Origin of the sequence: Thermoleophilum album (assembly GCF_028867705.1) — a bacterium.
Lineage (GTDB): Bacteria > Actinomycetota > Thermoleophilia > Solirubrobacterales > Thermoleophilaceae > Thermoleophilum.
Map to the genome: position 1 here is coordinate 1,544,481 of NZ_CP066171.1, position 20,341 is coordinate 1,564,821.

The window sequence follows — 20,341 nt, forward strand, 5'->3', positions numbered from 1 at the left end:
CGCCTCCACCCCGCTCGTTTGCCGCTCAGGTGACCGGCAGGTAGCGCTGGATCTCCCAGGGCGTGACCTGCACCCGGTACTCCAGCCACTCCTCGCGCTTGAGATCGACGTAGCGCGAGAAGATGTGCGAGCCGAGCGCCCGCTCGACAAGCTCCGAGCGCGCCATCTCCTCGATCGCCTCGCCGAGCGACTCCGGCAGGTGGTCGACGCCCATCTGCTGGCGCTCACGCTCGGTGAGGTCGTAGAGGTTGCGCTCAATCGGTGCCGGCAGCTCGTAGCCCTTCTCGATCCCTTCGAGCCCCGCGTGGAGCAGCGCCGCGAAGGTGAGGTAGGGATTGCACGAGGGGTCCGGGCAGCGGATCTCGGCGCGGGTCGCCTTCTCCTTGCCCGGGTGGTACACCGGCACGCGGATCAGCGCCGAACGGTTGCGTCGCGACCAGGCGACGTACACCGGCGCCTCGTAACCCGGCACGAGCCGCTTGTACGAGTTCACCGACGGAGCGAACAGCGCCGAGAGCTCACGCGCGTGGCGGAGCTGACCGGCGATGAACGCCTTCGCCACATCCGAGAGGTAGTACTCGTCGTTGGGGTCGAAGAAGGCGTTCTCGTCGCCGCGGAACAGCGACTGGTGGGTGTGCATACCCGACCCGTTCTCGCCGTATAGCGGCTTCGGCATGAAGGTCGCGTAGAAGCCGTGCTTCTGCGCTACCTCCTTGACCGCGATGCGGTAGGTCATCGTGTTGTCGGCCATCACGAGACCGTCGGCGAAGCGCATGTCGATCTCGTGCTGCGACGGACCCACCTCGTGGTGCGTGTACTCGACCGGGATGCCGAGTTCGCGCAGCGTGAACACGCAGTCGCGGCGGAAGTCGGAACCGACGTCGAGCGTCGTCAGGTCGAAGTAGCCGCCGCGGTCGAGGACCTCGGGCGCCTGGTCGGACTTGAAGAGGAAGAACTCGAGTTCCGGCCCCAGGTAGTAGTGGTCGAAACCCATCTCCTTGGCCCGCTCGAGCGCCCGCCGCATGACGTAACGGGGGTCGCCCTCGTAGGGCTTGCGGTCGGGGGTGAGGATGTCGCAGAACATCCGGCCGACCTTGTGCGACTCACCCGAACGCCAGGGCAGGATCGCGAACGTCGACGGGTCGGGCAGGGCGACCATGTCCGACTCCTCGATGCGGTTGAAGCCCGTGATCGAGGAGCCGTCGAAGCCCATGCCGTCTTCGAGCGCCCCGGCCAGCTCCTCGCGCCCGATCGCGAACGACTTGAGCTGCCCGAGGATGTCGGTGAACCAGAGCCGGATGAACTCGACGTTCTCCTGCTCCACGCGGGCGAGCACCTCGCTCGCCAGCTTGCTGCGTTCGTCTACTGCGGTCATAGGAACGGTTGCTCCTTTCCTTCGATCACCTGATTCGCACGTAGCGGGGTGGTGGCGCGGCACCACGGGCCGCGCCACCACCGGCCGGGCTCACGTCCCGGCCGGGATCTCTTCAGCGCTGTGGGCTTGGAGAACGGCCTCGCCCTCCTCGCCAGTGCGGATCCGGATCGCGCGCTCGACGGGAAGAACGAAGATCTTCCCGTCACCGATCCGGCCGCTGCGGGCGTGCTTGAGGATCGTCTCCACCACCACGCCCACGTCCTTGGACTCGACGACGATCTCGAGCTTGAGCTTGGGGCGGAGGTGGATCGTCAGCTCCGAGCCGCGGTAGTGCTCGGTGATCCCCTTCTGCCGCCCCGAGCCCTTGTACTCGGCGATCGAGATCGACGGGAACCCGCGCTCGAGCAGTTCCTTGCGGATCGGCTCGAACGCTTCGTGGCGGATGTACGCCTCGATCTTTTTCATCTCTGCGACCTCTCCCGATCTCAGGCCTGGGTTGGCTGCGGGCTTGGCTGCGGCGGCGATCCGAGGCGCGCGGCCACGGCGTCGCCCGCGAGCCCGCTCTCGATCTCGGGAGTCGGGATGAACTGCTCGGGGTAGCCGTACATCCCGGTCTCGGAGATGTCGAGACCGGCGCGCTCCTGTTCAGGCGTCACGCGCAGGCCAACGGTCTTGTCGATGATCCAGAAGGCCACGTACGACGCCGCGAACACGCACACGAACGCCACCGCCACACCCAGCGCCTGGGCGCCGAGCTGGGTGAAGCTACCCGTGTACCAGAGCCCACCCTCGCCGACACCGTTGAGCTCGGCGAGCCGCGGCGCGGTGAAGATGCCACACGCGAGGGTGCCCCAGATGCCCGCCAGCCCGTGCGCCGAGAGCGCGCCGACGGGGTCGTCGAGCACCTTTTCGATCGCGAGCACGCCGACCACCACGATCACCCCGGCGACGGCGCCGATGATCGGTGCCGCCCAGTACTCGACGTACCCAGACGGCGCGGTGATCGCGACGAGGCCGGCGATCGCACCGTTGCCGGCCATACCGACGTCGACGTAGCGGCGGAGGAGGTAGATGGTGGCCACCGCCGCGACCACACCGGCGGCCGCCGCCAGGTTGGTGACGAGCGCCACCTCGGCGAAGCGGTTGCCGATAGCCCCGCCGGTCGAGCCGGGGTTGAAGCCGAACCAGCCGAGCCACAGGATCAGCACGCCGAGACCGACGAGCGGCATCGAGTGGCCCGGGATCGGACGCGGCTTGCCGTCGGGACCGTACTTGCCGATCCGCGGCCCGAGCAGCAAGAGGGCGGCGAAGCCACCGGTGGCGCCGATCAGGTGGACGACGGTGGAGCCGGCGAAGTCCTGCATACCGATGCTGGTCTGCAGCCAGCCGCCGCCGAAGATCCAGTGCGAGAGCACCGGGTAGATCACCGCCGCGAACGGGATCGCGTAGAGAACGTAGGCCGAGAACTTGATCCGTTCGAGCGTCGTTCCCCACACGATCGCCAGCGAGACGGCGCAGAAGGCGAACTGGAAGAAGAGGAACGCGGCCGGGCTGATCCCGAGCAGCTCGAGCAGCGGAATGTCCTTCGCTGCCTCGGCCGGGGTCGACGAAACGTCGAGGAACCAGCCCTTGGTGCCGGCGATCGCGCCGCTCCCGCCGAAGGCGAGCGCGAAACCGACCGCCCAGTAGGCGATCGACGCGATCGAGTAGTTAGTGAGGATCTTCGCGACGCCGAGACCGGCGTTCTTGGCTCGCGAGAAGCCGATCTCGAGTAGCGCGAAGCCCGCCTGCATGAACATCACCAGCACCGCCGCGAACAGCACCCAGAAGGTGTTGAGCGCGGAGACGCTGTCGTCGAGAGTGGGACCTTCGGCTGCGTGGGCGGCAGCCGGTACGGCGAGCGCCGCCACGAGCGCGGCCGGTAAGGCACGCACGATACGCGTCGTCATATTGAGTCGCCCTCCTTCGCCAGGACGCGACGGCCCCAGCCGCCGCTTCGCTTGTTTGCGCGACACGCCGGCGAAGCTACGGCCGCGGCGGGGCGGCTCGGTTGTCCGCGAGTATGAAGTTCCCGAGCGGCGGTTGGCCAGTTGGCAAGGGGGCGGGTGGACGCTTGGGCCGGGTGCCGTGAGCTGCGGCCGCGGCCGTCTCTAGCGCACCGTCTCTAGCGCACCGAAAGCGGGCGCACGCTCGGGTCGCCCGCCGCTACGACACGGTCGCGCCCGGCCGTCTTGGCGGCGTAGAGGGCCCGGTCGGCGGCGATCAAGAGCGACTCGGCGTCGGCGGCGTCGCGGTCGAAGGTGGCGACGCCGGCGCTCGTGGTGACCGAGATGCCGTCGGCGATCTCGCGCTCGCGCAGCAGCTCGCCGATGCGCTCGGCAAAGCGGCGTGCCGATGCCGCGCCCGCGCCTTGCAAAACGGCGATGAACTCCTCGCCGCCCATGCGCGCGACAAGGTCGCCCTGGCGCGACTCGGCGCGCAGCAGGCGAGCGAAGGCGCGCAGCGCCTCGTCACCGGCGTCATGGCCGTAGCGATCGTTGAGCCGCTTGAAGTGGTCGAGGTCGAAGATCACGAGGCTGAGCGGCAGGCGGCTCCGCCGCGCACGCTCGATGCGATCGGGAAGCTCTTCCTGGAGCCGGCGCCGGTTGGGCAGGCCGGTGAGCGGGTCAGTACGGGCGGCGCGGTCGAGCTCCTCGACGAGCGCCTCCGCGCGCTCGGTTATGCGGCGCGTGAACACGGCGACGAGCGTCACCACCGACACCGTCGTCCAGAAGTTGACGCCGGGGATCTGCACCGAGTCATTGAAGGTCATCGCGACGGCGAAGGTGACCGACACGAGCAGGCAGACGGCGACAACGTCGGCGCGGCTGCCGAAGTAGGCACTCGTGAACGCCGCGAAGATGTAGTAGAGCGGTACGGGCCCGAGCGGCTTGGCGAAAGCGATCACAACGCTCGTCATCACGACCGCGGCGTAGATCACGAGTGCCTTGACGAGCCAGCGAGGAAAGCGCCTGCCCAAAAACAGGGCAACGGCGATCGCGAGATCGACCCCTCCGCAGATCAAAAGGCCGGTGTGGTCGCTCGGGTCGGGGTCGGCGAGGCGCGTCGCCGCCCAGCTGACCAGCGCCGCGACGAACCAGCCGGCGGCGCCGATGCGCCGCAGAAGGTCGGTGTCACGCGTGTCGAGAGCTGCCTGCGGCGACGTCAGGCGGGACTCTTCCGAAGGTGCGGTCACAGACACGGGGTTCCTCGACTCGAGCAGGCAACCGCGCAGCTGAACGGCGGTACCGCTCCCAACCCTTGAATCGACCGACGGTTTCGGACTCCTTAACAGATCGTCTACGCCCTAGAACATCAGTGCAAGCTGGCGCGACTGGGCGACGAGCGTGCCGTCGGGAGTCCATAGCTCGCCGTCCTCTTCGACGAAGCCGTCGCGGGCGAGCCGCGAGCAAAACCGCGCCAAGGCCCAACCGTCGGTGGTTGGCTGCGGCTGGGCTCGGAAGTGGATCGTGAGGTCGACGGTCGGCATCGCTGCAGGACGTTCCAGAACCGGGAACGCAGCCGGGTACCAGGCGTCGGTCAGCGCCGCGACAAGCAGCCAATCGAGGGGGCGGTGGTCGGTGGTCCTGATCCAACCGCCTACGGTAGCCTCGTCGGCGCCGCTGAACGGAGCGGCTCCCCAAAGAGGCCGCAGCTCGAACTGCTCGCGGATCGGGATCGGCACGCTGGCTTTCAGCGGCGCAAGGTCGTCGGGCGGCGGCACGGCGGGTGCGCGAGCGTGGTCGAACTCGCCGGCCGCTTCCCACGGCGGCGAGAAAGCGGCGAGCGCCAGCGCGCAAGTAGCACCCCCTTGGTTGAGGCGCGCTGACAGCGTTGCGAGCGAACGCCCCCGTCGTTCGACGCGCGTCTCGATCCGCACTTCACCCTCGGCGGGAGCGCGCAAGTAGTGGACAGTGAGCGAGCGCGGTTGGCGTCCCGGTTCGCCGAGATGGTCGCTTAGCGCCCGCAAGAGGATCGCTGCGAGGTAGCCGCCGTTTGGGCCGCGCACGACCCAGAAGGCGTAGTCGAGCAGGGCGCGGTACTGACCCTCGCCGATCCGTTCGACCGCCGTCGCGCGGTCGAAAGTCGTGGTGCCCGCGGTGGTCATGCGATCGCCATGCCCCGCTCGACCGGCACCTCCACGAGAAGCGGCCCATCGCTGCGCGCAAGGGCGCCGGCGACGACCGCGTGCAGCTGCTCGGCATCCTCTACCGCCTCTGCCGCGAGCCCGTAGCCGCGGGCGAGCGCCAGGCAGTCGATTCCAGGCAGGTCAAGCCCGGGCGCTTCGGATTCGCCCTCGAGCTGACCGAACCATTTGAGGATCGAGTACTCGTCGTTGCGCAAAACCACGATCACCACCGCCAGGCCTTCGCGCACCGCGGTCCACAGCGCCTGGATCGTGTATTGCAGCGAGCCTTCCCCCACCACTGCCACCACCGGCCGGTCGGGCTGCGCCAGCTTGACGCCAACAGCCGCCGGGACACCGAACCCGAGCCCGCCGCCAGCGGTGAAAAACCAGCTGCGTGGGCGATCGATGCGCAGGTGGTTGCGCAACGCCAGCGTGGCGCTGGGAGCTTCGACAACGAAGGCGGTGTCGGGAGGCGCTGCCGCGCGCAGAGCACGGGACGCAGCGCCGACCGCGACCACACCGCGCTCTGCGCCCGCCGACATCTCGCCAACGGTTGCGGTCGTGGCGGGATTGAACGCGTGAGCGCTGGATCGGGACTTGCCGGTACAGCTGGGCAGGTCGAGCCTGCCCTCGTCTTTCAAAGACTGGAGTTCGCGCACCACCGCGGCGAGGGTCTCGGCCGCGTCGGCTACGAACGCCTTGCCGGCGATCGCCCGCGCCGCTGCGTCGGGATCACATGTCACCTGCAACAGGCGGCAGCCCTCGGGCAGGGGTCGACCGGGAAGGTAGGGGTAGTAGGGAAAGACCGCGGAACCTGCGACCAGAACTAAGTCGTGGCCGCGCAGCGCGTCGGCGAGCGGCCCGATCGCGGGCGGCAAAACGCCGCGAAAAAGTTGGTGCGACTCCGGGAAGCCGATTCCAGTACCGCCAGTAGCCGGTGGTGCGTAAACCGCCATCGCGAGTAGCTCGGCGAGGGCGACCGCAGCGGTGTGACCGGCCTCGGAGTCGAGTTCCGGTCCGGCAACCAAGGCCGGGTTCTGCGCGCTCGCGAGGCTTTCGGCGATTTCTCGCACGAGACCGCGGGCCGGCACACTCGCTGCCTCAAGCCGGCGCTCTCGCGCCGCCTGCGCGAGGTCTGTATCGGCGGCCTGGCTCCAGTCGTCCATCGGTACCGACAGCAGCACCGGTCCCGGCGGAGCCGCGCACGCGGTGGCGATCGCGCGCGCCAGCGCATGGGGAACGTCGGCAGCGCGCGGCGGCTCGAACGCCCACTTGAGGTGCGGCTCGGCGAGGCGCACCACGTCGCGGTTGGTGAGCGTCGCCTCGACGGTGATTTGTGCGCGCGCCTGCTGGCCGGCCACGACGACGAGCGGATCGTGGTCTTGGCGCGCATTGAAGAGCGCACCGAGCGCGTGGCCAACGCCGGGTGCGGTGTGCAAGTTGACGAGCGCCGGCCCGCCCCGGGCGCGCGCGAACCCGGCAGCCATCGCTACAACCGCGGCTTCCTGCAAACCGAGGACGTAACGGAAGTCGTCAGGTAGCGCGGCGAGAAACGGCAGCTCGGTCGAGCCCGGGTTGCCGAACACGGTCACGAGCCCGTGGGCGCGCAAAAGCTCATAGGCCTCCTCCCTCACGCTCGCCACGGCCCGCGAGGTTACCGGCCGCGCTAGCGCCGGCGCGTGCGCGCAGAAAGCGCGGCGGCCGGCCCGACCGGGCCGGCCGCCGCTCCGTCCGCTTCCTTGCGGAAGACCGTTAGGCGTTCTTCACGAGACGCTCGGCGATCTGCCGCAGCTCCTCGGGGTGCAGACCCGGCGAGAAGACCGCCGGCTCTTCCGGCGGATCGGCAGGACCGCCGCCCTGCGGAGGCCCGTCCTGAACCTCGAGCTTGGCACCGTCGTGCGGGTGCTCGCCCTTCCAGATCGACGCGATGTCACGGAAGTCGTCGGGGCTGAAGCGGTAGAGCTTCGTGTGGATCCCCTGGTCGATGAACTTCCGCGCCTCCTTGAAGTCGGCGTCGGGGATCTTCGGGATCGGCAGCATCTTCTTGACGTCGACCCCGGTGAGCTCCTCGAGCGCCTTGGCGTAGGCGAGGGCGTGCACGCCGCCGCGCACGAACAGGTAGCCGAGCATCTGCCGTGCGATCGGGTGATCGGTCATCTCGTAGACGCGGATCTTCGCCATCCGCGCGCCGCACTCGAGGAAGAAGTTGTGCAGCAGGTCGAGGACGAGATCGCCCGAGTTGAACACGTACTCGCCGTTCCAGCCCTGGCCGAGCGAGTTTGTGACAAGCGCACCGGCACCGGTGTTGATGAAGTGGTGCTTGATGCCGGCGTTGTGCAGAGCCGAGCGCAGCGGCGTCTCGCGCGGGTCGTCACCGTCGGTCGCGCCGGTCAAAAGACCGTTGATCGTCGCCGCCACCAGCTCGATGTGTCCGAGCTCCTCGGTGGCGATGTTGGCGATCAGGTCGTAGAACGGCTTGACCTTCGAGCGGCCGCGCAGGTTGAACGACTGGTAGGTGTAGTTCATCAGCGTGGACATCTCGCCGAAGCGGCCGCCGAGCAGCTCCTGGACGGCAGCAGCTGCCTGCGGATCGGGGTCGCTCGGCATCGGGAGCTCCACCTGGAGCTTGTCGATGCGTAGGTACATCAACCCTCCTTTCGTTGGTTTGCACCGACAACTTGACGGCTGTCCGCGCCCGGGCCGTTAAGCGCTGGTTGATCGGCGCGCTTGGACGCGCACTCCGGGCACAAGCCCCAGAAGGTGACCTCGGCCTCGTCGATGACGAAGCCCCCGAGGTCGTCGGGCTCGAGACACGGGGCGGCGCCGATCACGCAGTCGATGTCGCGCGCCCGGCCGCAACTGCGGCAAACGACGTGATGGTGGTTGTCACCGACGCGGGTTTCGAAGCGTGCGGGGCTGCCGGCCGGCTCGATACGGCGCAGCAGGCCGGCACGGGTGAGCGCCGCCAGACAGTCATAGACGCCTTGCGTGGAGATCCCGCCGATGTCGGCGCGCACGCGCTCGGCAATCGTCTCGACGTCGGGATGGCCGCCGATCTCGCGCACCGCCCGGTAGACGGCGAGCCGGGTAGCGGTGACGCGCAAGCCGCGGCTGCGCAGCTCGTCGGCCAGCTGCCGGTCGTCGAGTGCCACGCCCGGCAGCCTAGCCGATTATCTGGATCTATTCAAGAAAAAGATTCGATCCGCTCGGATGCGCGTGGCCGCGGCGAACCCCGCTACCCCTGTGCCTCCGCCGCCGCCCGCTCGCCCGCCTCGGCACCTGGCCGGAAGCGGTTCAGCTCGCGCAGCGCGATCACCACCTTGTGGACCTCGTCGGGACCGTCGGCGATGCGCAGCCAGCGGCCTTGGCGCCAGGCCAGCGCGAGCAGCGTGTCGTCGGACATGCCGAGCGCGCCGTGCACCTGCAGCGCCCGATCGAGCACACGCTGGTGCATTTGGGCGGCGACGACCTTGATCATCGAGATCGCCCGCCGCGCCGCACGCTTGCCGTGGGTGTCGATCTGCCAGGCGGCGTACAAAGTCAGCAGCCGTGCCTGGTCGATCTCCATCCGCGACTTGGCGATGAAGTCCTGCACGAACTGCTTGTCGGCGAGCGGACCGCCGAACGGCGAGCGTTCGTGGGCGCGGCGGCACATCGCCTCGAGCGCGCGCTCGGCCGATCCGATCGCGCGCATGCAGTGGTGGATGCGACCCGGCCCGAGCCGGTCCTGGGCGATCGCGAAACCGGCGCCCCGCTCTCCGAGCAGGTTTTCGCGCGGAACGCGGCAGTTCTCGTAGCGCACCTCCCAGTGGCCGGGGCCGGCGGCATGGCCCATCACCGACACCGGTCGCACACCGACGAACCCGGGCGTGTCGGTAGGCACGATGATCATCGACGCGCGCCGGTGCGGCGGCGCGTCGGGATCGGTCACGACCATCGCGATCGCGAACGCCGCGCCGTTGTAGCCCGAGGTGAACCACTTGCGCCCGTTGATCACCCACTCGTCACCGTCGAGCTCGGCGCGCGCCGCCAGCTGCGTCGGGTCGGAACCAGGCGTGTCGGGCTCGGTCATCGAGAAGCACGAGCGGATCTCGCCCTCGAGCAGCGGCTCGAGCCAGCGCCTGCGCTGCTCTTCGCTGCCGTGCTCGGCGAGGATTTCCATGTTGCCGGTGTCGGGAGCGGCGCAGTTGAAGACGAGCGGCGCGATCGGGCTGCGCCCCATCTCCTCGCACAGCATCCCGTACTCCCAGTTCTTGAGCCCCGGGCCGTAGCGCTCGTCGGGCATGAAGAGGTTCCAAAGCCCGTCGCGCTTCGCCCGCTCGCGCAGCTCGACGAGGATTTGCGGGTAGGGGACGCCGGGACGCACCTCGCTGTCGAGCGCCTCGAGCGCCTCGTGTTCGACGGGATAGACGTGCTCGTCCATGAACGCCCGCAGGCGTTCGAGCAACCGCTCCACTCGCTCCGATGGGCTGAAGTCCATGCGCCAACGGTACCGTGCGGCGCCCACTGCCGGCTGCGGCCGCGACCGGCTGCGGCGAGCGCCCTAGAAGCGGCGCGGGTAGTAGAGCCAGTCGGTGGCGTTGCGCGCCAGCGAGAGCGCGCGCTCGTCCCACCACTCGCCGACCGGCGGGCCGCCGTTGCAGGTGCCGTCTGAAAGACCGGGCCGGTCGAGCCACAGGAACCCGTCGACGCGCGCGAAGTGGGTGTCAGCGGTGGTCGGGACACCAAGGCCGCGGCCGGGCGGGTTGCACCAGGTCACGAAGCGCTTGCGGCGCCCGCCGACACGGCGGTAGTACTGGTGCGGTCCGCGCCCCACCGAGCCAGTGTTGATGATGAACGGCTTGTTGCCCACCAGGCGCGAGATCTCCCAGCCGTAGCGGATGTTGTTGATCGGCCAGTCGTAGTGGGTGACGTTGAGCATGAAGCCGCGCGCGTACTGGATGCCAGCGAGCTTCAGCTTCTCGGCGACGAGCTCGGGGTCTTGCCAGTCCGAGGCCTCGGCCTCGAGGTAGATCGTCGCGTTGGGAAGCTGCGACAGCTTCCACATGCCATAGCGCAGCAGGTTCAGCCGCGCCATCCGTCGCGACGGCTTAAGGCACTCGACGGTGCCGATCGAGTCGGGCTCGAAGCCGATCACCACGCGCGCGTTGCCCACCACGTCGACGAAGTCGTCCCACCACTTCTTGGTGCGCGCATCCTCAGCGGGACCACCACCGTCGTAGGTCGGCGAGCACTTCTTCCCCTGGTGGCGCATGACGACGATGATCGGCACCGACCCAGGCTGGATCGCGGCCACGCACTCGAGGAAGTCGCGGATCTTTTTTTTCATGTTTGGGCGCGTGAACCGCCCCATCCAGCGCGCCCGCGGGACGAAGGCGATGCGCGCGAGCAGGCGCGCGCGCTTGGCATCGCCCTCTCGCCAGGCGTCGGCGTACTCCTGGAACGCCGGTTCGGTCGGATCGACGAAGAAGCGCAGACCCGCGAGCGGATTGGGGCTGCGCGGGTCGAGACCGCGAGGGTCGCGGCCGTTGTCGGCGCGCGGATAGCCCGAGGGCACGCAGTTACGCAGAGCTGGGATCTCGGGAACCGCCGGCTGGCCGAACACGGGGCGCACGTCGGGCGCCGCGCCGCGGTCGGGATCCGGAAGGCCTTCCACGTAAGCCGCAGCGCTGCCGGCCCCGCCGGCGGCGAGCGCCGCTGCGGCGACGAGCGCTAGCACCAGCTTCCCGCACGTCACCGGAACCGGTACCTCCTCTGCTCGCGCACCGCCAGGCTCGTGATCTCGGCGCGCGTCGTGGTGCGCATCCGGAACCGCGCGCGGAGCGTGATCGTGCGGCGGCTCGAGAACGCCACGCGGTTGCCCTTGTAGGCGACGCTCCACGCGCCGCTCAGCACCCACGTCGCGCCGTCGCGACGCAACCTGCTGCGCTGCCAAACGGCGCCGCGCAGGAAGGGGAAGAAGCTCGCGTGCTCGTCGCGCAGCGCCCTGTCGAGCCCCTTGTACTCGAACGGCCGCAGCCGCAAGACCGAGCGGGCCCAAAGGTGCGCCCTCCGCAGCTCAGCCGCAAGACCACGGCAGTCGCGCGGCTGGCTCGCTGGCTGGTAGCCGGCCTGCGCGAGCGTGGCAAGCCAGCCAGCGAGGCGCTCGGTCACTCGGCGCAGCTCGTCGCCGCCGAAGAGCTCGCAGTAGCCGTTGCCCGGCGGGAGCGTCTCGACAACCAGCGCGGTCGGTGCCTCCGCGGGCGAGAGCAGCCGCACGGGCCCCTTGCGCCAGTCGACCACCGGCGCCACCTTGACCCACGTGTGAAGTGCGTTCGATAGTGCCCGGCGCGCCTGGTAGGGCTTGACGCTCGGTCCGCCGCCGGCGCCTGCCCCTGTGCCGAGCAGCGCACCGACCAGTGCGACACAGGCGAGCGAAACGGCGAGCGCGAGCGCCAGTTTCGGCGCGCGCCACGGGCGCACCGGCTTGCTCGGGCGCAAGTGCGGCAGACCTTGGTCTTCGCCCTCGCGGTCGCGATTGGTACCGCTCACGTGCACTACTTCGCTGATCGGCCGAGGCCGGCTCAACTTGACAAACGCGCGCCGCAAGGCGCGGGGGCAGTGAGTTCTAGCCGACGCCGCGCGCTCAGGTCGAGTCGAGCAGCGCGAGCGCGAGCGCTGCGGCCGCCGCGGTTGCAGCGAGCACCACGAGCGTGAGCGCGGCCAGACGCGGCCACGGCGCGCCCGCCCGCCCGCGGGCGCCGATCGCCTCCGCGGGTGGCACCCTGCGCGCCTTGTCGCCGAGCACGTCCTCGGCGGCCGCCGCGGCGGCCGCCGGGACGAGCACGTCGCGGGGCCCGGCGGCGAGGAAGTCGGGCACGTCGAAACCGCCGGCGCGACGCACCATGCTTGGGATGCCAGCGTCGAGCAGAAGCGCCTGCACGAGCTCCGCTTCGGCGAGGTTCTCGACCGTCGCCACGCGCACCGGCGGCCCGAGCGCGAGCGACGGGTCGACGAGCCGGGCGCGCGCCCGCATCTCGCGCTCCCATGCGCGCCGCGGCGTGGGCGGCACGCCCGCCGTGCGGAGCTCGAGCGGCACGCCGCAGCGGCGGCAGATGCGCTCCTCGCCGCCGTGCCGGCGGCCGCAGCAGGGGCACGCGGTGGCGGCCCGGTCGCGACCGTCGTGCGAACCCCTGTCTGCCCGGCGCGACACGGCTCAAGCGGCGGCGCTACCCGCCCACAGCCGTCAACCGTCGTCGATCGCGAGCGGCTCCTCGCGCACCTCGCCGCCATCGATCCAGAAGGCGCGCACGACCGGCCGCTCGGGGTCGGCGAGCGAAACGATCACCTGCAGCCAGTTCGGATAGTTGGCGAGGTTGATGTCGGTCTGCGAGGGCTCGGCGGGGCTGCGCGGGTGGGAGTGGTAGATCGCCACCCCGAACCCTTGGTCCTCGAGTTCGTTGGCGGCCATCAGGTCCTTGAAGCCGAGCTCGTAGCCGTAGGGCGAGCGGCGGATGTTCTCGGCAGGAAAAACCTCTTCGACGCGACCGTCGGCGAGCCGCATGTAGCCGCAGCACTCGTTCGGCGCCTCGCTGCGCGCATGATCGACGAGCGCCTGCCAGTGTTCGCGTTTGATGGTGACCATCCGAGGCGAAGGCTACTCGGGCGGGGAAGCCGCCGAGCCGGCAGGGGCGCTGCCCGAGCGGCGGGCTTCCGCCGACCCAGAGCTCGACCTTCGCCCCGCGGCCGGTGCGCAGCTCGACCGGCGGGCGTTCGCCGGCGCGCTCGTGCGTGCGCTCGCCACATCGGCAGTGGTGGCACCGCTCGCCGCGGCGGCCGGCTGTAGCGAGCGGCAGCGCGCGAACCCGCGCCAGGACGCGGCACTCCTCGCCGACGCGCTCGTCACGCAGTACCAGGCGCGCCACGCCTACGGGCGGGCGCTGCCGCTGTTGCGACCCGACGAGCGTGCGCAGGTCGCGTCGCTGCGCGCGCAGGAGAGCGAGCATGCCCGGGCGCTCGCGCGCCTGCTCGCCCAGCTCGGGCGCAAACCGCCACAGCCGCTCACGGCCGCCGAGTACGACGCGCAGCTGCCTACGCTGCGCGACCGCCGCGACGCGCTCGTGCTGTTGCGCGACGTCGAGGATCTCGAGATCAGGACGCTGCTGCTCGCGCTCGCACGTGTCAGCGACCCGGCTTTGCGGCGCCCGGCGTTGGCGCTCGCCGCCGCCGAGGCGGCACAGGCGATGGCGCTCGCCAACCTCGCTGGGGCTCGCGCGCCGCAGCGCCCGTTCGTTACCGGGAGACCACGCCAGTGAGAGGCCGCGCCGACACAGCGCCCGGCGACGGCGCGGCGGGCTCGGCGCGCCCGCAGCGGTCCGCTGCCCGCGGCCGCGCGCCAACGACGCGGCGGGCGGCGCTCGCGGCAGCAGCGGGCGCCGCGGCGGCAGCGGGCGCCACCGTGGTCACGCTCGCGCGCCCGCAGCACGCCGCAGCGCGCCCGGTCGCCGGTGCCCCGCGGCCGGAACAGATCGCGATCGCCCGCACGCTGCTCGGGGTCGAACGCGAGCTCGCTGCGCTCTATGCGGCCCCGCCGCCACGGGTCCCGGTCGCAGCGGCGGCGTTCGCGCACATCGAGGCGGCGCACGTGCGGCGGCTCGAGCGCCTGCTCGCGCGCCTCGGCGCGGGCGACGCGGCGCGGAAGACCCGGCGCGCCGAGAGCGGCGCCGCCGAGCGCACGCGCGCGGCCGAGGCCGTGTCGGCGGAGGGTGCCCCGGGAGCAGCGCTCGCACCTGTGGAGCGCTGGCTCGAGCGCGCGACCGCGCTCGAGCGCCGGTCGCTCGCGCTCTACCAGCGTCTCGTAGCCGCGCTCGACGACGACGCCTACCTCGCCCCGGTAGCTGCGGCCGCGCTCGCCGACGCCCAGCAGCTCACCCTGCTCGCCGCCGCACGCGGCGTCGAGGTCACCGAGCCCCTGTCCCTCCCCTAGCGCTCCCGCATGGCGCAACCGCTCCCGCGCGGCGCAACCGCTCCCGCGTGGCGCAACCGCTCCCGCGCGGCGCAAGCACCGCCACCGCGCAGCGCCGGCCCGCTCGCAGCCGCGAGCGGCTACCCTGCGAGCGGTGGTCAACGTCGGGCCCCTCGAGATCCTGCTCGTCGCGGTGATCGCACTGCTCGTGCTCGGCCCGCGCCGCCTGCCCGAAGCGGGCCGTGCGCTTGGCGCGAGCATCCGCGGCTTCCGCGAGGCGCTGAGCGGCCGCGACCGCTCGTTCGACGACGATGCGCTCGCGGCCGACAGCGCGGCGCGCGAGCGCGCGCACTTGGCCGGCTCGCGCCGCAGCGACCGGCGCACCGCCGACGCCGACCGCGACGCTGACATCTACGACGAAGCGCAGCCCTGACGCGAAACGCGGTCGCGCGATTACCAGAACGAGGCGCGCTCGAAAACGCCCTCGCGCTCGAGCTCTTCGATGCTCTTCGTGTAGACGCCCGAGCTCAGGTACTTCCAGCCGCCATCGGGTACCACGAAGACGACATTCCCCTCGTCGAGCTCGCGGGCGACGCGCACCGCGATCGCCGCGATCGCGCCCGCCGAGACGCCGCAGAAAAGCCCCTCTTCCTCGAGCAGCTTGCGCGTCCAGATCACCGCGTCGCGGTTCGAGACGAAGATCTTGCGGTCGATCAGCGAGAGGTCGATGATCGGCGGGATGTAGCCGTCCTCGAGCGAGCGGAGGCCTTGCACGAGCTCGCCCTGTAGCGGCTCGGCTGCGACCACGAGCGTTTCGGGGTTGGCCTCTTTGAAGCGCCGCCCGCAGCCCATCAGCGTGCCGCCGGTGCCGAGCCCGGCCACGAACGCCGCCACCTCGTCGAGCTCCTCGAGAATCTCGACCGCCGTGCCGTTGTAGTGGGCGGCGGGGTTGGCCGGGTTGCCGTACTGGTAGGGCATGTAGTAACGGGGGTCGGACTCGGCCATCTCGAGCGCCATCGCGACCGCGCCGTTCGACCCCTGCTCGCCCGGCGAGTAGACGATCTCGGCGCCGTACATGCGCAAAAGCTGCGTGCGCTCGGGGGTGACGTTGTCGGGCATCACGACCTTCAGCGGATACCCCTTGCGGCGACAGATCATGGCCAGCGCGATCCCGGTGTTGCCCGACGTGGGCTCGAGCACCGTCTGGCCGGGGCCGATCAGACCGCGCTCCTCGGCGTCCTCGATCAGCGAGCGCGCCACACGGTCCTTGACCGAGCCGGTCGGGTTGGCGCTCTCGAGCTTCGCCCAGATCCGCACCCCCGGCTTCGGCGACAGCCGCTTCAGCTCGACGAGCGGCGTGTTACCGATCGCCTCGACGAGGTCGCCGTACTTTCCCCCGCAGGGGCGCTTGTCGACCCGCTCGCCGAGCATGACCTGGCGTCAACGATAGTACGCGCACCGTCAGGGCACGCCGGCCGCGCGCCCGGCCGGGAAGAAAGCGAGCATGCCCGGGATCACGCCCAGATACAGCGTGCCGTCGGGTCCGAGCGTGACCGGCGCGTAGTTGTTGTTGCTGGCCTGGCCTTCGCCGGCGAGGCGGCGCCAGACGACGCGGCCTGTGCGGAAGTCGAGCGCCGTGAGGTACCAGAGGTCGCGACCGTCGCTGCGCCGCGGCTTCTCGTACGTGTAGACGAGGCCGTTGCGGCGCGAAACCTTCGGCACCACCGATGGGGCGCGCACGCGCGCCTTCCACACCACCTTGCAACCCACCCCGTCGCGGTCGAGGTCGACCCGCCAGATGCCGGGCGCTGTCGAACGCCCACCGTTCACCGCGGTGACCGAGTAGCCGTAGTTGTTCTCGACGATCAGCGAACGGCCGATGCCGACAAGCGACTGGTCGGTCGACGAAGCGCCGGCCGCGAACACCGGCATCCGGCACACAACGCGCCGGCCGCGCACACGGCGCCCGCGCCTCAGCACCACGACCTCGATCGGGTCGGCGTTGTTGGTGATCGCCACAAGGTCGCGACCGAGCAGCGTCGGCGTGGTGCCCGAGCCGGTTTGCGTTTGGCCCGGCTTGCGCCGGCCGTCGTTGCGATAGCGCACACGCCACACCGTGCGCGGACCGCGTGCCGACGCCTCGAGGCGATAGAGCGATCGGTTGGTGACGATGTAGACGCCGTGCTCGTCGGCGGCGAAGGAGTTGCCGATCGGGGCGTCGAGCCGGCGCGCCCGCACGCGCCGCGAGGCGGGGTCGACGTAGCCCGCGACACCGCCCTTCGTGGCGAACCAGATCCGCCCCCGCCAGTCGGGCAGCGCCGAGATCACCTGGTCGCCCCTCGGTACCGCGGCGCCGAGCGCGAACGCCGCGTCGACAGCGAAAGCACGCGTGCCGTTCAGCCCCGTCTGGCGCACGACGAGGATGCGGCGGTCGAAGGTGGGGACGACGGCGCGGTCGCGGTGGTCGAGGTAGAAGTAGCCGCCGCCGGCGAAGTTAGTGAAAAGGTCGGCGCCTGGCGCGGTCGGCCGCGGCGGCAGGTCCATGGTGCCGAGCTCGCGCAGCGTGCGCGGCTCGAGCAGCTTGAGGCGCGGGCGGTCTATCCCCACGCAGACGGTGACGAGCCGCCCGTTGCGGTCGAAGGTGATCGAGGCGCACTCGCCTGCGACCGTGTAGCGGTTAACCGCGAGCGCCGGGCCGAGCGGGCCCGGGTGGGGCGAAGCGTCGGTCTGGTAGGCGTCCTCGTGCAGGTTGCTGCGGCCGTTGGCGGCCATGTAGGGGTGGCGCGGCGGCGCGAAGGCGCGTAGCGGTCGCGCGCCCACCGTGCTCCCCTGCGACTCCGGAACCGCACCGAAAGCGGGCAGCGGCACAAGGCCCGCCGCGGTGTCGGCAGCGGACGTGCCGCCGGCGGCTGCCAACGCCTCGCTGGGCGGGGCGTACCCGCTGGCTAGAGCCAGAGCTCCGAGCGCCGCCGCGACCGCCGCGGCGCGACCAGCGGCAGTCCCGCGCCGGCGAGCCACGGTCAGCGCGCGCCGCCCGCCATTGCCGGCAGGATCACGACGGTGTCGTCGCTCGCCACCGGTGTGTCGAGACCCTGCAGCACCCGCACGTCCTCGTCGTTCAGGTAGACGTTGACGTAGCGGTTGAGCTCGCCCTCGGGGTTGAAGAGCTGTTCGCGCGTCGCAGGATGGCGGCTCGCGAGCGCCTCGAGCACCTCGCGCACGTTCGTCCCCTCGACGTTCACCTCGCGCTCGCCGCTCGTGGCGTTGCGCAAAACCGGCGGAATCTTGATCTTCGGCACGGTCGCGGAAGCCTACTCGCTAGCTGTCCACCGCCGAGCGCAAGCGAACTACGCGACGCCCGCGCAGAACGCCTCGTAGTCGGGGAACTTGCCCATCTCCTCGGCGCTGATCGACGCCGGATCGCGCGAGCAGATCGGGCAGTCGGGGTCGCGCCGCACCTTGAGCTCGGTGAACGAGGCGGCAAGCGCGTCGTAGAGCAACAGCCGGCCGATCAGCGGCTCGCCGATGCCGACGATCAGCTTGATCACCTCGACCGACTGCAAGAGCCCCATCACGCCCGGCAGCACACCGAGCACACCGGCCGCGCCGCACGATGGCGCGAGCTCGGGCGGCGGCGGCGTGGGATACAGGCAGCGGTAGCAGGGACCGCGGCCGGGAGCGAACACCGACAGCTGCCCCTCGAAGGCGAGGATCGACGCCGACACCACCGGGATTCCCAGGCGCACCGACGCGTCGTTGAGCAGATAGCGGGTCGGGAAGTTGTCGAGCCCGTCGACGACGACGTCGTACCCCGAGATGATGTCGAGGATGTTGTCGGGGCCGAGGCGCACCGGGTACTTCTCGACCTTGACGTCGGGGTTGATCTGTTTGACGGCGATCTCGGCCGAGTCGACCTTGGGCATGCCGAGACGCTCCTCGGCGTGGGCGACCTGGCGCTGCAGGTTCGAGCGGTCGACGACGTCGTTGTCGACGATCCCGAGCGTGCCGACACCCGCCGCCGCCAGGTAGAGCGCCGCAGGCGAGCCGAGGCCGCCGGCGCCGAGCAGCAGCACCTTGCTGTCGAGCAGCTTCATCTGCCCCTCGAGCCCGACCTCGGGGATGATGATGTGCCGCGAGTAGCGCTCACGCTGCTCGGGCGTCAGCCGGCGCGGAACCTGTACCTCGTAGCCGCGGTCTTTCCAGAGCGTGATGCCGCCGCGCAGCGACTCGACGCGCTCGTAGCCGAGGTCCTGCTCGAGCGTGCGGGCGGCGAGCGCCGAACGGTTGCCCGACGCGCAGTAGAGGACGACACGCTTGGAGCGGTCGGGCACGACCTGCTCGATCCGCGACTCGAGATGGCTGCGCGGCACGTGCAGCGCACCGGGGATGTGGCCGGCGTCCCACTCGTCCTGCTCGCGGACGTCGACCACCACGACCTCGTCGCCGGCGCCGTTGGCGTGCAGCGCCGAGTGCAGATCGGTCGGCTCGATCTCGCGAATCTGCTGCTTGACCTTCTGGATCAGTTCCTGCCCGCTCGGCATTACCTCTCCTGAATTCCTACTGCCGTTTGCGGAAATCAGCCGAGAAGATAGCTGCCAGCGGCGCAAATAAGTCGGGGCGCCGCGCTGCGGCGCCCCGACCGGGAGAGGAACCCAGACCCGCTCTTCTATTCGTGGTGTAAGAACGCTCCGCGCAGCTGTGTCGAGCCCCGTGCGGATGAAGCGTTGTGTTCCAGATTGTCGTCTCGGGACGCCCTTGCCGATATGGGGTGTGGACCCCATTTTGCGCACCGTCGCGGGGCCGACCGATCTCGAAGATGCGCAGGCGGTTCGACTCACTGATCGGCCAGGTGCTGGCGGCCAACGCCGTGCTCGTCGTGCTGACGATGCTGTCGGCGACGCTGGTCGCCGGCTTGCGGCCGCAGGGCAACCAGCTGGTGGTGTTGGTGCTGGCGGTATTGCTCAGCTTGGTGGTGAACATGTGGATGCTCGAGCGCCGCTTCGCGCCGCTCGGAAAGCTCGTCGAAGAGGTAGAGCGCGTCGACCCGGCCAGACCCGGCGAGGCCCGCCTCGCCCGCCCCGACGAACAGGCCGCGGAGGTCGGGCGGCTGGCGCGCGCGTTCGAGCGACTGCTCGAGAGCATCGAGCGCGAGCGGCGGCGCAGCGGCCAGCTCGTGTTGCGCGCCCAAGAGGAGGAGCGGCGCCGGCTTGCCCGCGACCTCCACGACGAGACCAACCAAGCGCTGACCGGCATCCTGCTGCGGCTCGAGGCGCTCGCCTTCGACGTGCCCGACGACCTGCGGCCGCGCGTCGTCGAGCTCAAGCAGCTGGTGGCGAGCGCGATGGAGGAGCTCGTCGCCCTCGCCCGCCAGTTGCGCCCGGCGGCGCTCGACGACCACGGGCTCGTGCCGGCGCTCGAGGCGCAGCTCGCGCGGCTCAGCAAACGCAGCGGCATCGCCGCCGACCTCACCGTGCGCGGTAACCCCGACCGCTTGAGCGCCGACCAGCAGTCGGCGCTGTACCGCATCGCCCAGGAGGCGATCACGAACGCCCAGCGCCACGCCCGCGCGAGGCGGATCGTCGTCGAACTGGCGTGCGAGGGACCGAGCGCGCGACTCACGGTCGCCGATGACGGCGTCGGCTTCGACCCGACCAGCGAGGGCGAGAAGGGGCTCGGCCTGCGCGGGATGGCGGAGCGGGCGCACCTCGCCGGTGGCGAGCTCGACGTGCGGTCGGCACCGGGGGGCGGCACCGCCGTGTCGGTGGTTGTGCCGCTGGCGAGCGGCCCGGCCGGCAACGGCCGCGCGCCGAGCTTCGACTTCGTGACCGAGAGAGCACCGGCGACCGAGCGGTGA

The 20,341-nt window shown here is 70.6% G+C and carries 21 protein-coding genes; 4 read left to right on the forward strand and 17 right to left on the reverse strand.

Translation table 11 applies throughout. The features are described 5' to 3' along the window. Positions 1–25: 25 nt before the first annotated feature. The 13 genes from JDY09_RS07180 to JDY09_RS07240 form a co-directional block, all read right to left on the reverse strand. On the reverse strand, positions 26–1,375 hold the full coding sequence (locus JDY09_RS07180; protein ID WP_274716248.1) for a glutamine synthetase family protein: 1,350 nt from the start codon (positions 1,373–1,375) through the stop codon (positions 26–28). A gap of 90 nt (positions 1,376–1,465) precedes the next feature. After that, on the reverse strand, positions 1,466–1,840 hold the full coding sequence (locus JDY09_RS07185; protein WP_274716249.1) for a P-II family nitrogen regulator: 375 nt from the start codon (positions 1,838–1,840) through the stop codon (positions 1,466–1,468). Positions 1,841–1,860: 20 nt separating this feature from the next. Next, positions 1,861–3,324, reverse strand: coding sequence for an ammonium transporter (locus JDY09_RS07190; protein WP_274716250.1), 1,464 nt, complete (start codon positions 3,322–3,324; stop codon positions 1,861–1,863). A 215-nt stretch (positions 3,325–3,539) separates the two neighbouring features. Continuing rightward, on the reverse strand, positions 3,540–4,610 hold the full coding sequence (locus tag JDY09_RS07195; RefSeq protein ID WP_274716251.1) for a GGDEF domain-containing protein: 1,071 nt from the start codon (positions 4,608–4,610) through the stop codon (positions 3,540–3,542). Between the two features lie 111 nt (positions 4,611–4,721). Beyond that, positions 4,722–5,522: an acyl-CoA thioesterase gene (locus JDY09_RS07200; RefSeq protein ID WP_274716252.1), complete on the reverse strand. Its 801-nt coding sequence runs from the start codon at positions 5,520–5,522 to the stop codon at positions 4,722–4,724. Beyond that, a complete protein-coding gene (gene mdlC, locus JDY09_RS07205; protein WP_274716253.1) occupies positions 5,519–7,186 on the reverse strand; it encodes a benzoylformate decarboxylase in 1,668 nt (555 codons plus the stop codon). Before mdlC ends, JDY09_RS07200 begins: the two co-directional genes overlap by 4 nt. Before the next feature lie 109 nt (positions 7,187–7,295). Next, positions 7,296–8,189 carry a manganese catalase family protein gene (locus tag JDY09_RS07210; RefSeq protein ID WP_274716254.1) on the reverse strand — a complete coding sequence of 298 codons (894 nt, stop codon included), beginning with the start codon at positions 8,187–8,189 and terminating at the stop codon, positions 7,296–7,298. After that, positions 8,189–8,695: a Fur family transcriptional regulator gene (locus tag JDY09_RS07215; RefSeq protein WP_274716255.1), complete on the reverse strand. Its 507-nt coding sequence runs from the start codon at positions 8,693–8,695 to the stop codon at positions 8,189–8,191. Before JDY09_RS07215 ends, JDY09_RS07210 begins: the two co-directional genes overlap by 1 nt. A gap of 83 nt (positions 8,696–8,778) precedes the next feature. Beyond that, positions 8,779–10,023: an acyl-CoA dehydrogenase family protein gene (locus tag JDY09_RS07220; protein WP_274716256.1), complete on the reverse strand. Its 1,245-nt coding sequence runs from the start codon at positions 10,021–10,023 to the stop codon at positions 8,779–8,781. Positions 10,024–10,086: 63 nt separating this feature from the next. Then, positions 10,087–11,280: a glycoside hydrolase family 6 protein gene (locus JDY09_RS07225; RefSeq protein WP_274716257.1), complete on the reverse strand. Its 1,194-nt coding sequence runs from the start codon at positions 11,278–11,280 to the stop codon at positions 10,087–10,089. Then, a complete protein-coding gene (locus JDY09_RS07230; protein WP_274716258.1) occupies positions 11,277–12,074 on the reverse strand; it encodes a hypothetical protein in 798 nt (265 codons plus the stop codon). Before JDY09_RS07230 ends, JDY09_RS07225 begins: the two co-directional genes overlap by 4 nt. Before the next feature lie 94 nt (positions 12,075–12,168). After that, positions 12,169–12,735, reverse strand: a complete 567-nt coding sequence (locus JDY09_RS07235; protein ID WP_274716259.1) for a hypothetical protein — start codon at positions 12,733–12,735, stop codon at positions 12,169–12,171. 33 nt (positions 12,736–12,768) lie between these two features. Further along, on the reverse strand, positions 12,769–13,167 hold the full coding sequence (locus JDY09_RS07240) for a M67 family metallopeptidase (protein ID WP_274716260.1): 399 nt from the start codon (positions 13,165–13,167) through the stop codon (positions 12,769–12,771). Between JDY09_RS07240 and JDY09_RS07245 the strand changes: the two genes are divergently transcribed. The 3 genes from JDY09_RS07245 (at position 13,160) to JDY09_RS07255 (ending at position 14,920) form a co-directional block, all read left to right on the forward strand. Next, on the forward strand, positions 13,160–13,837 hold the full coding sequence (locus JDY09_RS07245; protein WP_274716261.1) for a ferritin-like domain-containing protein: 678 nt from the start codon (positions 13,160–13,162) through the stop codon (positions 13,835–13,837). The two genes, JDY09_RS07240 and JDY09_RS07245, sit on opposite strands and share 8 nt — an antisense overlap. Further along, a complete protein-coding gene (locus tag JDY09_RS07250; protein WP_274716262.1) occupies positions 13,834–14,508 on the forward strand; it encodes a hypothetical protein in 675 nt (224 codons plus the stop codon). The genes JDY09_RS07245 and JDY09_RS07250 overlap by 4 nt, the downstream gene beginning before the upstream one ends. A gap of 133 nt (positions 14,509–14,641) precedes the next feature. Further along, positions 14,642–14,920 carry a Sec-independent protein translocase subunit TatA/TatB gene (locus tag JDY09_RS07255; RefSeq protein ID WP_274716263.1) on the forward strand — a complete coding sequence of 93 codons (279 nt, stop codon included), beginning with the start codon at positions 14,642–14,644 and terminating at the stop codon, positions 14,918–14,920. A gap of 20 nt (positions 14,921–14,940) precedes the next feature. On the opposite strand, the gene JDY09_RS07260 is transcribed toward JDY09_RS07255, so the two are convergent. The 4 genes from JDY09_RS07260 to moeB are packed head-to-tail and all read right to left on the reverse strand — an operon-like array spanning position 14,941 to position 19,028. Beyond that, positions 14,941–15,918: a PLP-dependent cysteine synthase family protein gene (locus JDY09_RS07260; protein ID WP_274716264.1), complete on the reverse strand. Its 978-nt coding sequence runs from the start codon at positions 15,916–15,918 to the stop codon at positions 14,941–14,943. 30 nt (positions 15,919–15,948) lie between these two features. Continuing rightward, positions 15,949–17,505 (reverse strand): hypothetical protein, encoded by a 1,557-nt coding sequence (locus tag JDY09_RS07265; protein WP_274716265.1) that lies wholly within the window; start codon positions 17,503–17,505, stop codon positions 15,949–15,951. 2 nt (positions 17,506–17,507) lie between these two features. Next, the gene (locus tag JDY09_RS07270; protein ID WP_274716266.1) at positions 17,508–17,786 is read right to left on the reverse strand and encodes a ubiquitin-like small modifier protein 1; all 279 of its coding nucleotides are present in this window, start codon (positions 17,784–17,786) and stop codon (positions 17,508–17,510) included. 48 nt (positions 17,787–17,834) lie between these two features. Further along, positions 17,835–19,028 (reverse strand): molybdopterin-synthase adenylyltransferase MoeB, encoded by a 1,194-nt coding sequence (gene moeB, locus JDY09_RS07275; RefSeq protein WP_274716267.1) that lies wholly within the window; start codon positions 19,026–19,028, stop codon positions 17,835–17,837. A gap of 275 nt (positions 19,029–19,303) precedes the next feature. Here moeB and JDY09_RS07280 point away from each other — a divergent pair, with 275 nt between their 5' ends. Next, positions 19,304–20,341: a sensor histidine kinase gene (locus tag JDY09_RS07280; RefSeq protein WP_274716268.1), complete on the forward strand. Its 1,038-nt coding sequence runs from the start codon at positions 19,304–19,306 to the stop codon at positions 20,339–20,341.

Excerpts from the sequence above, each read along its gene's own strand:
- JDY09_RS07220 (WP_274716256.1), bottom strand. The coding sequence starts at position 10,023 with ATGGACTTCAGCCCATCGGAGCGAGTGGAGCGGTTGCTCGAACGCCTG.
- JDY09_RS07180 (WP_274716248.1), bottom strand. The coding sequence starts at position 1,375 with ATGACCGCAGTAGACGAACGCAGCAAGCTGGCGAGCGAGGTGCTCGCC.
- JDY09_RS07185 (WP_274716249.1), bottom strand. The coding sequence starts at position 1,840 with ATGAAAAAGATCGAGGCGTACATCCGCCACGAAGCGTTCGAGCCGATC.
- JDY09_RS07210 (WP_274716254.1), bottom strand. The coding sequence starts at position 8,189 with ATGTACCTACGCATCGACAAGCTCCAGGTGGAGCTCCCGATGCCGAGC.
- JDY09_RS07260 (WP_274716264.1), bottom strand. The coding sequence starts at position 15,918 with ATGCTCGGCGAGCGGGTCGACAAGCGCCCCTGCGGGGGAAAGTACGGC.
- JDY09_RS07200 (WP_274716252.1), bottom strand. The coding sequence starts at position 5,522 with ATGACCACCGCGGGCACCACGACTTTCGACCGCGCGACGGCGGTCGAA.
- JDY09_RS07190 (WP_274716250.1), bottom strand. The coding sequence starts at position 3,324 with ATGACGACGCGTATCGTGCGTGCCTTACCGGCCGCGCTCGTGGCGGCG.
- JDY09_RS07280 (WP_274716268.1), top strand. The coding sequence starts at position 19,304 with ATGCGCAGGCGGTTCGACTCACTGATCGGCCAGGTGCTGGCGGCCAAC.
- moeB (WP_274716267.1), bottom strand. The coding sequence starts at position 19,028 with ATGCCGAGCGGGCAGGAACTGATCCAGAAGGTCAAGCAGCAGATTCGC.
- JDY09_RS07240 (WP_274716260.1), bottom strand. The coding sequence starts at position 13,167 with ATGGTCACCATCAAACGCGAACACTGGCAGGCGCTCGTCGATCATGCG.